Source organism: Serratia sp. (in: enterobacteria) (assembly GCF_046715635.1).
Lineage (GTDB): Bacteria > Pseudomonadota > Gammaproteobacteria > Enterobacterales > Enterobacteriaceae > Chania.
In genome coordinates this window covers 1-11,968 of sequence record NZ_JBKJYW010000272.1, presented here as the reverse complement: position 1 = coordinate 11,968, position 11,968 = coordinate 1, and the positions used below count along the sequence as shown (strand labels likewise).

At 55.2% G+C, this 11,968-nt stretch carries 9 protein-coding genes; all 9 read left to right on the top strand.

The annotated features are described in order from the left end of the window. Positions 1-43 precede the first annotated feature (43 nt). Positions 44-1,066: a UDP-3-O-(3-hydroxymyristoyl)glucosamine N-acyltransferase gene (gene lpxD, locus ACLQ7H_RS13330; RefSeq protein WP_411753087.1), complete on the top strand. Its 1,023-nt coding sequence runs from the start codon at positions 44-46 to the stop codon at positions 1,064-1,066. Positions 1,067-1,227: 161 nt separating this feature from the next. Next, the gene (gene fabZ / locus ACLQ7H_RS13325) at positions 1,228-1,683 is read left to right on the top strand and encodes a 3-hydroxyacyl-ACP dehydratase FabZ (protein WP_021179919.1); all 456 of its coding nucleotides are present in this window, start codon (positions 1,228-1,230) and stop codon (positions 1,681-1,683) included. Positions 1,684-1,686: 3 nt separating this feature from the next. Continuing rightward, positions 1,687-2,475 (top strand): acyl-ACP--UDP-N-acetylglucosamine O-acyltransferase, encoded by a 789-nt coding sequence (gene lpxA, locus ACLQ7H_RS13320; protein ID WP_411753086.1) that lies wholly within the window; start codon positions 1,687-1,689, stop codon positions 2,473-2,475. A 3-nt stretch (positions 2,476-2,478) separates the two neighbouring features. After that, positions 2,479-3,627: a lipid-A-disaccharide synthase gene (gene lpxB, locus ACLQ7H_RS13315; RefSeq protein ID WP_411753085.1), complete on the top strand. Its 1,149-nt coding sequence runs from the start codon at positions 2,479-2,481 to the stop codon at positions 3,625-3,627. Next, positions 3,624-4,232, top strand: coding sequence for a ribonuclease HII (rnhB, locus tag ACLQ7H_RS13310; protein WP_411753084.1), 609 nt, complete (start codon positions 3,624-3,626; stop codon positions 4,230-4,232). Before lpxB ends, rnhB begins: the two co-directional genes overlap by 4 nt. 151 nt (positions 4,233-4,383) lie before the next feature. Then, positions 4,384-7,872 (top strand): DNA polymerase III subunit alpha, encoded by a 3,489-nt coding sequence (gene dnaE, locus ACLQ7H_RS13305; RefSeq protein WP_411753083.1) that lies wholly within the window; start codon positions 4,384-4,386, stop codon positions 7,870-7,872. A 12-nt stretch (positions 7,873-7,884) separates the two neighbouring features. Then, positions 7,885-8,844 (top strand): acetyl-CoA carboxylase carboxyl transferase subunit alpha, encoded by a 960-nt coding sequence (gene accA / locus ACLQ7H_RS13300; protein ID WP_248947109.1) that lies wholly within the window; start codon positions 7,885-7,887, stop codon positions 8,842-8,844. A 114-nt stretch (positions 8,845-8,958) separates the two neighbouring features. Further along, positions 8,959-11,097 (top strand): lysine decarboxylase LdcC, encoded by a 2,139-nt coding sequence (locus ACLQ7H_RS13295; protein ID WP_411753082.1) that lies wholly within the window; start codon positions 8,959-8,961, stop codon positions 11,095-11,097. A gap of 384 nt (positions 11,098-11,481) precedes the next feature. Continuing rightward, on the top strand, positions 11,482-11,871 hold the full coding sequence (locus ACLQ7H_RS13290; protein ID WP_411753081.1) for a VOC family protein: 390 nt from the start codon (positions 11,482-11,484) through the stop codon (positions 11,869-11,871). Positions 11,872-11,968: the final 97 nt, after the last annotated feature.

The window sequence follows — 11,968 nt, the reverse complement described above, 5'->3', positions numbered from 1 at the left end:
AAAGATATTACTGCAGACGTGCTGAAACAGGTTAAATAACGCCATGCCTTCAATTCGACTGGCTGATTTAGCGCAGCAGTTGGATGCACAATTGCACGGTGATGGCGATCTCGCCATCACCGGCATTGCTTCTATGCATTCCGCACAGCCTGGCCAAATCACGTTTTTGTCAAACAGCCGCTATCAAGAGCAGCTGGCTTCCTGCCAGGCGAGTGCCGTAGTACTCACCGAAGCAGACTTACCACACTGCCGTAGCGCAGCGCTGGTGGTTAAAAACCCTTACCTGACCTATGCGCGTATGGCGCAGTTGATGGACACCACGCCAGCACCCGCAGCAGATATCGCGCCAAGCGCGGTGATCTCTCCTGAGGCCAAGCTTGGGCAGAACGTGGCTATTGGGGCGAATGCGGTTATCGAATCCGGTGTTGAACTGGGCGATAACGTGGTCATCGGCCCGGGTTGCTTTATCGGCAAGCGGGCACGCATTGGCGCAGGTACGCGTCTGTGGGCCAACGTGACGATTTATCATGAAGTGGAAATCGGCCAGCACTGCCTGATCCAATCGGGAACGGTCATTGGTGCGGACGGTTTCGGCTACGCCAACGAGCGTGGCAACTGGATCAAGATCCCGCAGCTTGGTACGGTGATCATTGGCGATCGCGTTGAGATTGGGGCCTGTACCACCATCGATCGCGGCGCGTTGGATAACACCCAGATTGGGAATGGTGTTATCATAGATAACCAGTGTCAGATTGCACACAACGTGGTGATTGGCGAGAATACTGCCGTCGCCGGCGGTGTGATCATGGCGGGTAGCCTGAAAATCGGGCGCTATTGCCAAATTGGCGGCGCCAGTGTGATCAATGGTCACATGGAGATTGCTGACCAGGTAGTTGTCACCGGGATGGGAATGGTTATGCGACCAATCACCGAACCTGGGGTATACTCCTCTGGCATTCCGTTACAACCCAACAAAGTTTGGCGTAAAACCGCGGCGTTGGTGATGAATATCGATGAGATTAGCAAGCGCTTGAAAGCTGTCGAACGAAAAGTCGGAAAAGACTAATCACCACGACCCGTGATGCTGGGTATAAAACGAAACGCGTTGGCAATGATGCCAAAAGCGCAAAGAGTTGTTAATTTGCGGCCTGCCTGATGATCTCCTTTTTGGGGTCAACGCAGGCCGTGTTGTTGATGCCATCAGTTTTTAGAGACAGGAAGAGTATTTTGACTACTGACACTCATACTCTAGATATTGCAGAAATTCTGGAACTGCTTCCTCACCGTTATCCATTCTTGCTGGTTGACCGTGTATTGGATTTCGAAGAGCATAAATATCTGCGTGCAGTGAAGAACGTATCCGTTAATGAGCCGTTTTTCCAGGGGCATTTCCCTGGTAAACCGATTTTTCCAGGCGTGCTGATTTTGGAAGCTATGGCTCAGGCCACGGGTATCCTGGCATTCAAGAGCGTGGGTAAACTGGAACCGGGTGAGCTGTACTATTTCGCCGGTATTGACGAAGCTCGCTTCAAGCGCCCTGTGGTGCCTGGCGATCAGATGATTATGGAAGTCACTTTCGAAAAAACCCGTCGTGGTCTGACCCGCTTTAAAGGCGTGGCGACCGTTGATGGAAAAATTGTCTGCGAAGCAACCATGATGTGTGCCCGCAGCCGGGAGGCATAATCCGTGATTGATAAAACCGCCTTTATCCATCCAAGTGCGATCGTTGAAGAAGGCGCCGTCATTGGCGCTGGTGCGCACATAGGTCCCTTCTGCTACGTCGGTTCCCAGGTGGAAATCGGCGCGGGTACGGTCCTCAAATCGCATGTGGTGGTGAACGGTATCACCAAGATTGGCCGCGATAATGAGATCTATCAGTTTGCCTCTATCGGTGAAGTGAATCAGGATCTGAAATACGCTGGCGAACCGACTAGGGTTGAAGTCGGCGATCGTAACCGCATTCGTGAGAGCGTGACCATTCATCGCGGTACTGCACAGGGAACGGGCCTGACCAAAGTCGGTAATGACAACCTGCTGATGGTCAACGTGCACGTTGCGCATGACTGCGTGGTGGGCAATTCCTGCGTGCTGGCTAACAACGCCACGCTGGCTGGCCACGTGGAGATCGACGATTTCGCCATCATTGGCGGCATGACCGCGATCCACCAATTCTGTGTGATTGGTGCTCATGTGATGGTCGGTGGTTGCTCCGGTGTGGCTCAGGACGTACCGCCTTTTGTCATCGCGCAGGGTAACCACGCGACGCCATTTGGTATCAACGCCGTAGGCCTGAAACGCCGTGGTTTTGATAAGGATGCAATGCAGGCGATCCGCAATGCCTACAAAATCCTCTATCGTAGCGAGAAGACCTTCGACGAGGCTAAAGCAGAGATCGAAACCCTGGCACAACAGCAGCCAGTGGTGCAGCAGTTCCTCGATTTCTTTGCTCGTTCCACCCGTGGGATTATTCGCTGAGTTATGCCAAATCGTCCATTGACTATCGGATTGGTCGCCGGGGAAACCTCCGGTGATATTCTGGGTGCCGGATTAATTCGTGCGCTTAAGACGCACTACCCAAGCGCCCGCTTTGTCGGTGTCGCTGGCCCGCTGATGCAGGCCGAAGGGTGTGAAACCTGGTACGAAATGGAAGAGCTGGCGGTGATGGGCGTGGTAGAGGTGCTTGAGCGTCTGCCACGCCTGTTGAAGATCCGTAAGGATCTGACCCGTCGGTTCAGTGAGCTGAAGCCTGACGTATTTATCGGTATCGATGCGCCAGACTTCAACCTCACGCTGGAAGGCCGCCTGAAACAGCGCGGTATCCGTACTATTCACTATGTCAGCCCGTCCGTATGGGCCTGGCGTCAGAAACGCGTTTTCAAAATTGGTAAAGCGACCGACCTGGTGTTGGCCTTCCTCCCTTTCGAAAAAGCGTTTTACGATCGTTTCAACGTTCCCTGCCGTTTTATTGGTCATACCATGGCCGATGCGATGCCATTGCAGGCGGATAAGCTGGCCGCACGCGCTACGCTGGGCATTGACCCGGGCGCTCGCTGTTTGGCATTGCTACCTGGTAGCCGCAATGCCGAAGTAGAAATGCTCAGTGGCGACTTCCTCCGTACCGCCCAACTGTTACGCGAGCATTATCCCGATCTGGAAGTGGTGGTGCCTTTGGTCAACGCCAAGCGCCGTGAGCAGTTTGAACGCATCAAGGCCGAGGTTGCGCCGGAGCTCAAGGTTCACCTGCTGGATGGCAAAGGCCGTGAGGCGATGGTGGCCAGCGATGCGGCATTGCTGGCTTCCGGCACCGCAGCGTTGGAATGTATGTTGGCAAAATGCCCGATGGTGGTGGGCTACCGCATGAAGCCATTTACCTTCTGGCTGGCGGAGCGGCTGGTGAAAACCCCGTATGTCTCACTACCTAACCTGCTGGCGGGGCGCGAAATTGTCACCGAGCTGCTGCAACACGATTGTGTACCGGATAAGCTGGCCGCGGCGTTATTGCCGCTGCTGGAAGACAGCCCGCAGGCGGAGTTGTTGAAACAGACCTTCCTTGAACTGCATCAGAGCATTCGCTGTGGTGCCGATGAACAGGCCGCTCAGGCTGTGTTGGAGCTGGCAAAAGCATGATGGAACCCTTTGTTTACCCTGCCGCCCGGCTGTTTGCCGGTGTGGATGAAGTGGGGCGCGGGCCTTTGGTGGGAGCCGTAGTGACCGCTGCGGTGATCCTCGATCCTGCACGGCCGATTGTTGGCCTGGCGGATTCCAAAAAGCTCAGCGAGAAGCGCCGCCTGGCGTTATACGACGAGATCGTGGAAAAGGCGCTGTCCTGGAGCCTGGGGCGGGCTGAGCCGGTCGAAATCGACCAACTGAATATCCTGCATGCCACCATGCTGGCGATGCAGCGTGCGGTAGCGGGTTTGCATATTGCACCTGACATGGTGTTGATTGACGGCAACCGTTGCCCCAAATTGCCGATGCGCTCGTTGGCAGTAGTGAAAGGGGATAGCCGGGTGGCGGAAATCAGTGCTGCATCGATTTTGGCGAAGGTGACCCGCGATCGCGAAATGACCGAGCTGGATGCGGTTTTCCCAGATTACGGCTTTGCCCAACACAAGGGCTATCCCACCGCGTTCCATCTGGAAAAGCTGGCCGTGTTGGGGGCTACCGAGCATCATCGCCGCAGTTTTGCCCCGGTAAGACGGGCGCTGGAGTCTGGCTCGTCCGCCAAGTAACAAAGCCGCATAGTTCACACGATGCTTAAAATTACGTCTTTCTCCTGAAAGGAGAGGGGCGGGATGAGGGCCAATGGCTACGCCGATCTTCCCCTCACCCTAATGTAACCCTGGTTCAGTTTGCTGGACCTCAACACGTTGGTATCTGGATATGGCCGAACCTCGTTTTATTCATCTGCGCGTGCACAGTGACTACTCCATGATTGATGGATTAGCCAAGATCGGCCCGTTGGTGAAAAGAGCTGCCGCGCTAGCCATGCCAGCCTTGGCCGTCACCGACTTCACCAATATGTGTGGTCTGGTGAAGTTTTATGGCAGTGCGCACGGTGCCGGGATCAAACCGATCATCGGTGCGGATTTCCATGTGCAAAGTGAAGAGCTGGGCGATGAGCTGGCGCAGCTTACCGTGCTGGCAGCCGATAACGTTGGCTATCAAAACCTCACCCTATTAATCTCCAGGGCGTATCAGCGCGGTTATGGCCCGGCAGGCCCGGTGATCGATCGCGATTGGCTGATAGAACACCGTAGCGGGTTGATCCTGCTTTCTGGTGCGCGCATGGGCGACGTCGGCAAGTTTCTGCTGCGTGGTAATCAGGCCCTGGTCGATCAATGCCTGGAGTTTTACCAGCAGCATTTCCCGGACAGCTATTATCTCGAACTGATCCGCACTGGCCGTGGGGATGAAGAAAACTATCTGCATGCCGCGGTAGCCTTGGCAACCGAGCGTGGGCTGCCGGTAGTCGCCACCAACGACGTCCGTTTCCTGGTGGAAGATGACTTTGACGCTCATGAGATCCGCGTAGCGATCCATGATGGCTTCACGCTCGACGATCCCAAACGCCCGAAAAACTACAGCCCGCACCAGTACATGCGCAGCGAAGAGGAAATGTGCGAGCTGTTTGCCGACATCCCGGAAGCGCTGTTAAACAGCGTGGAAATTGCCAAGCGCTGTAACGTCACCATCCGTCTGGGCGAATATTTCCTGCCACAGTTCCCCACTGGCGATATGACCACCGAAGATTTCCTGGTGCTCAAGTCCAAAGAGGGGTTGGAAGAACGTCTGGAATTCCTGTTCCCGGACCCGGAGGTTCGTGCCGAGCGCCGTCCTGAATACGATGAGCGTCTGGATCTGGAACTGAAAGTGATCAACCAGATGGGATTCCCGGGCTACTTCCTGATCGTAATGGAATTCATCAAGTGGTCGAAAGATAACGATGTGCCAGTAGGTCCGGGGCGTGGTTCCGGTGCCGGTTCGCTGGTGGCCTATGCGCTGAAAATCACCGATCTCGACCCGTTGGAGTTTGACCTGCTGTTCGAACGCTTCCTGAACCCGGAACGTGTTTCGATGCCCGACTTCGACGTCGACTTCTGCATGGAAAAGCGCGATCTGGTCATCGAACACGTGGCGGATATGTATGGCCGTGAGGCGGTATCGCAGATCATCACCTTCGGTACCATGGCGGCGAAAGCGGTGATCCGCGACGTGGGGCGCGTGTTGGGCCACCCTTATGGCTTCGTTGACCGTATCTCCAAGCTGGTGCCGCCCGATCCGGGTATGACGCTGGAAAAAGCCTTTGCCGCAGAGCCGCAGCTGCCAGAAATTTATGAGGCAGACGAAGAGGTCAAAGCGCTGATCGACATGGCGCGCAAGCTGGAAGGTGTGACGCGTAACGCCGGTAAGCACGCCGGGGGCGTGGTGATTGCGCCAACCAAGATCACCGACTTTGCCCCGCTTTATTGCGATGCCGAAGGTAACCACCCGGTCACCCAGTTTGACAAGAACGACGTGGAATACGCCGGGCTGGTCAAGTTCGACTTCCTCGGCCTGCGTACTCTGACCATCATCGACTGGGCGTTGGGGATGATCAATGCTCGTCGTGCCAAGACCGGGCTGGAGCCGATAGATATCGCGGCCATTCCGCTTGAGGACAAGAAAAGCTTCGATATGCTGCAACGCTCGGAAACCACTGCGGTATTCCAGCTTGAATCGCGCGGCATGAAGGATTTGATCAAACGTCTGAAGCCCGACTGCTTCGAAGACATGATCGCATTGGTGGCGCTGTTCCGTCCCGGCCCGTTGCAGTCCGGCATGGTAGATAACTTTATCGACCGTAAGCACGGGCGCGAAGAGATCTCCTACCCTGATATCCAGTGGCAGCATGAATCGCTGAAACCGGTGTTGGAGCCGACCTATGGCATCATCCTGTATCAGGAACAGGTGATGCAGATCGCACAGGTACTGGCTGGCTATACGCTGGGTGGTGCGGACATGCTGCGTCGCGCCATGGGTAAAAAGAACCCGGTCGAGATGGCCAAGCAGCGCGGCGGTTTTGAAGATGGTGCCAAATCGCGCGGCATTGACGGCGAACTGTCGGTAAAAATCTTCGATCTGGTAGAGAAGTTCGCGGGTTACGGCTTTAACAAATCGCACTCCGCTGCCTATGCCTTGGTGTCCTACCAGACGCTGTGGCTGAAGGCCCACTATCCGGCCGAGTTTATGGCCGCGGTCATGACCGCCGATATGGATAACACCGATAAGGTGGTGGGACTGGTGGATGAGTGCTGGCGTATGGGCCTGAAAATCCTGCCGCCAGACATCAACAGCGGACAGTATCACTTCCACGTTAACGACGAAGGCGAGATCGTCTATGGCATCGGCGCCATCAAGGGCGTGGGGGAAGGGCCGATCGAAGCGATTATTGAAGCGCGTAATTCCGGCGAGCAGGGCTATTTCAAAGATCTGTTTGACCTGTGCGCCCGCTCCGATATTAAAAAGCTCAACCGCCGTATTCTGGAAAAGCTGATCATGTCCGGGGCGTTCGATCGTCTGGGGCCACATCGCGCCGCGTTGATGAACTCCCTGGGGGATGCGCTTAAAGCGGCCGATCAGCATGCCAAAGCCGAAGCCATTGGCCAGGCGGATATGTTTGGCGTGTTGGCGGAAGCGCCGGAGCAGGTGGAGCAGTCCTACGCCAACGTCCCCCTTTGGCAGGAACAGGTGGTGCTGGAGGGGGAACGGGAAACGCTGGGGCTGTATCTTACCGGCCACCCCATCACCCAGTACCTCAAAGAAATCGAGCGTTATGCCGGTGGCCAGCGCCTGAAAGATATGCATCCGACGGATCGCGGCAAGATGACTACCGCTGTCGGGTTGGTGATCGCCTCCAAGATCATGATGACCAAACGCGGCAACCGCATCGGCATTTGTACGCTGGATGACCGCTCTGGCCGTCTGGACATCATGTTATTCACCGATGCCTTGGAAAAATACCAGCATTTGTTGGAAAAAGACCGTATCCTGATCGCGACTGGACAGGTCAGCTTTGATGACTTTAACGGCGGGCTTAAAATGACCGCTCGTGAATTAATGGACATCAGTGAAGCACGTGAAAAATACGCTCGCGGGCTTGCTATCTCGCTGACGGACAGGCAAATTGATGACCAGCTTTTGAACCGTCTCCGTCAGTCTTTGGAACCCCATCGCTCGGGGACGATTCCAGTGCATCTCTACTATCAACGGGAAGATGCACGGGCAAGATTGCGCTTTGGTGCAACTTGGCGCGTGACGCCGACCGACCGCTTGTTAATTGATTTGCGGACCTTGGTAGGTAATGAGCAGGTGGAACTGGAATTTGACTAAAATAGGAATGCTATGAGTCTGAATTTTCTTGATTTTGAACAGCCGATTGCAGAGCTGGAAGCGAAAATTGACTCGCTGACCGCAGTCAGCCGTCAAGACGAAAAATTAGATATTAATCTGGACGAAGAGGTTCAGCGCCTGCGTGAGAAGAGCGTTGAGCTGACGCGCAAGATTTTTTCCGATCTTGGGGCCTGGCAGATTGCCCAATTGGCACGCCACCCGCGCCGTCCTTATACCCTGGATTATATCGAACACATCTTTACCGACTTTGAAGAGCTGGCAGGCGATCGCGCCTATGCCGATGACAAAGCCATTGTCGGTGGTATTGCGCGCCTCGATGGCCGCCCGGTGATGATCATTGGTCATCAGAAAGGGCGTGAAACCAAAGAGAAAATCCGCCGCAACTTCGGTATGCCGGCACCGGAAGGCTATCGCAAAGCGCTGCGCCTGATGGAAATGGCTTCCCGCTTCAAGCTGCCATTGATCACCTTCATCGATACCCCGGGTGCTTATCCTGGCGTGGGTGCGGAAGAACGTGGCCAGTCTGAAGCGATCGCCCGCAACCTGCGTGAAATGTCTCGCCTGAATATCCCGGTGATCTGTACCGTGATCGGCGAAGGCGGCTCCGGCGGGGCATTGGCGATTGGCGTGGGCGATAAAGTGAATATGCTGCAGTACAGCACCTATTCGGTGATCTCGCCGGAAGGCTGTGCCTCGATCCTGTGGAAAAGTGCCGATAAGGCACCGATTGCCGCAGAAGCGATGGGCATCACTGCACCGCGTCTGAAAGAGCTGAAACTGATCGATTCTGTGATCCCTGAACCTTTGGGCTCCGCTCACCGCGACGTACCGGCAATGGCGGCTTCGTTGAAAGCCCAACTGTTGGCGGACCTGGCGGATCTGGATGGCCTGAACAACGAAGAGTTGCTCAACCGTCGCTATCAACGGCTGATGAACTACGGCTACTGCTGAGTTTGTACGCCTGATGACTAACCGCCTTTCGGGGCGGTTTTTTTATGCGTGTAAGACAGCCTCGGCTTTTTATGTTGTTATAAGCTATTGGTAGTTAACTAAAGGATAGCTGCGATGAATATCATTGCGATCATGAGCCCGATGGGCGTTTATTACAAAGACGAACCTATCCGCGAGCTGCACGTGGCGCTGGCCTCAATGGGCTTCCAACTGGTGTTCCCGAAGAACAGCGGTGATCTGCTCAAGCTGATCGAACACAATGCGCGTATCTGCGGGGTGGTGTTCGACTGGGATGAATACAGCCTGGAGCTGTGCAGCGAAATCAACGAGCTGAATGAATACCTGCCGCTGTATGCGTTTATCAACACTCACTCCACCTTCGACGTTCACCTGCACGAAATGCGTATGGTGCTCTATTTCTTCGAGTATGGTCTGAACGCTGCAGACGATATCGCCCAGCGTATTCGCCAGTATACCGATGAGTATATGGATACCATCACCCCTCCGCTGACCAAGGCGCTGTTCACCTATGTGAAGGAGGGTAAATATACCTTCTGTACGCCGGGCCATATGGCGGGCACCGCGTTCCAGAAAAGCCCGGTGGGCTGCCTGTTCTACGATTTCTTTGGTGCCAACACCCTGAAGGCGGATATTTCCATCTCGGTGACGGAGCTTGGCTCGCTGCTGGATCACACCGGCCCGCATCTGGAGGCGGAGGAGTACATTGCCCGCACGTTCAACGCGGAGCAGAGCTATCTGGTGACCAACGGCACCTCTACCGCCAACAAGATTGTCGGCATGTATTCGGCCCCTGCCGGTAGCACGGTATTGATTGACCGTAACTGCCATAAATCGCTGTGTCACCTGCTGATGATGTGTGACATCGTGCCGATTTACCTGCGCCCGTTGCGTAACGCGTACGGCATTTTAGGTGGCATTCCCCAGCGCGAATTTACCCGCGACAGCATTGCTGAGCGGGTGGCAAGCACTGCCCACGCCAGTTGGCCGGTACATGCGGTGATCACCAACTCTACCTATGACGGCCTGCTGTATAACACCGATTACATCAAGCAAACGCTGGACGTGGCGTCGATCCACTTCGATTCGGCCTGGGTGCCTTACACCAATTTCCACCCGATTTATGACGGTAAGAGCGGCATGAGTGGCGATCGCATCCCTGGCAAGGTGATCTATGAAACTCAGTCGACCCACAAGCTGTTGGCGGCGTTCTCTCAGGCTTCGATGATCCACATTAAAGGGGATTATGACGAGAACACCTTTAACGAAGCTTACATGATGCACACTACTACCTCGCCGCATTACGGCATCGTGGCTTCGATGGAAACCGCTGCGGCGATGCTGCGTGGCAATCCGGGGCGGCGTATGATTAACCGCTCCGTGGAGCGAGCCCTGCATTTTCGCCGTGAAGTGCAACGCCTGCGTGCCGAGAGTGACACCTGGTTCTTCGATATCTGGCAGCCGGAAGAAATTGACGAGGCACAGTGCTGGCCGCTGAACCCGGACGACAACTGGCATGGCTTCGGCCAGACCGACAGCGATCATATGTATCTGGATCCGATCAAGGTCACCATTTTAACGCCGGGAATGAACGAACTCGGTGAGCTGGAGGAAAGCGGGATCCCTGCCGCGCTGGTAGCGAAATACCTGGATGAGCGTGGGATCGTGGTGGAGAAAACCGGCCTGTACAACCTGCTGTTCCTGTTCAGCATTGGTATCGACAAGACCAAGGCGATGAGCCTGCTGCGCAGCCTGACGGATTTCAAACGTGCTTACGATCTTAACCTGCGGGTGAAAAACATGCTGCCGGATCTGTATGCTGAAGATCCGGACTTCTACCGCCATATGCGCATTCAGGATCTGGCTGCCGGGATCCACCAGCTGATCCGCCAGCACGATTTACCGGGCCTGATGCTGCGTGCGTTTGACGTACTGCCAGAAATGAAGCTGACGCCTTATGAGATGTTCCAGCAGCAGGTGCGCGGCAATGTAGAAACCTGCGAGATTGACCAGTTGGTCGGCAAGGTGGCGGCGAACATGATCCTGCCTTATCCGCCGGGCGTACCGGTCGTGATGCCGGGGGAGATGATCACCGAAGAGAGCCGTGCGGTGCTCGATTTCCTGTTGATGCTGTGCTCGATCGGCGAACACTATCCAGGTTTTGAAACCGATATCCACGGGGCTAAGTTGACCGAGGATGGACGCTATCTGGTGAAGGTGCTGAAAACCAGTTAGGTAATAATGGCCCCTCACCCTAGCCCTCTCCCACAGGGAGAGGGGACCGATCGTGCCACATCCTGACTTTGGTATCTGGCTGCGGCTCAGGGATCGGAGGGGAAATAAAACGGGCTACAGACCAGCTCTTAAACCTGATTACGGCTCTGAATCAGCTCCCTCTCCCAAAGAGATAGAGGACCGATAGTGCCACATCCTGACTTTGGTATCTGGCTGCGGCTCAGGGATCGGAGGGGAAATAAAACGGGCTACAGACCAACTCTTAAACCGGATTACGGCTCTGAATCAGCTCCCTCTCCCTGTGGGAGAGGGTTGGGGTGAGGGGCACAAACATTACAGATACGGTGGGCAGCCCCATCGGCAAACAACTTACGGAGTTCATCCATGTTGGCATTACGACAGGTTCACCATATAGCGGTGATTGGTTCTGATTACGCCGCCAGTAAGCACTTTTACTGCGACATCCTGGGGTTCACCCTGTTAGCGGAACATTACCGCGCAGAACGTGACTCCTGGAAAGCCGATCTGGCGCTGAACGGCCAATACGTCATTGAACTGTTCTCCTTCCCATCCCCTCCAGCCAGGCCGAGCCGCCCGGAAGCCTGTGGCCTGCGTCACCTGGCATTCAGCGTAGAGAATATCGAGGCGTCGATTGCGCATTTACAGGCGGCAGGGGTCGTTTGCGAGCCGGTTCGGGTCGATCCCTATACCCAATCCCGCTTTACCTTTTTCAGCGATCCTGACGGATTACCGCTCGAATTATATGAACTATGAATGCTTAATCTGCTGAGAACGGCCCAAGTTATGGGTCGTTATGCTATCATCGCGCCCTTGCCCTCAGTGTCCACAGAGTTATTTCCGCCATGCAAGA

Excerpts from the sequence above, each read along its gene's own strand:
- lpxD (WP_411753087.1), top strand. The coding sequence starts at position 44 with ATGCCTTCAATTCGACTGGCTGATTTAGCGCAGCAGTTGGATGCACAA.
- accA (WP_248947109.1), top strand. The coding sequence starts at position 7,885 with ATGAGTCTGAATTTTCTTGATTTTGAACAGCCGATTGCAGAGCTGGAA.
- ACLQ7H_RS13290 (WP_411753081.1), top strand. The coding sequence starts at position 11,482 with ATGTTGGCATTACGACAGGTTCACCATATAGCGGTGATTGGTTCTGAT.
- ACLQ7H_RS13295 (WP_411753082.1), top strand. The coding sequence starts at position 8,959 with ATGAATATCATTGCGATCATGAGCCCGATGGGCGTTTATTACAAAGAC.
- rnhB (WP_411753084.1), top strand. The coding sequence starts at position 3,624 with ATGATGGAACCCTTTGTTTACCCTGCCGCCCGGCTGTTTGCCGGTGTG.
- lpxB (WP_411753085.1), top strand. The coding sequence starts at position 2,479 with ATGCCAAATCGTCCATTGACTATCGGATTGGTCGCCGGGGAAACCTCC.
- dnaE (WP_411753083.1), top strand. The coding sequence starts at position 4,384 with ATGGCCGAACCTCGTTTTATTCATCTGCGCGTGCACAGTGACTACTCC.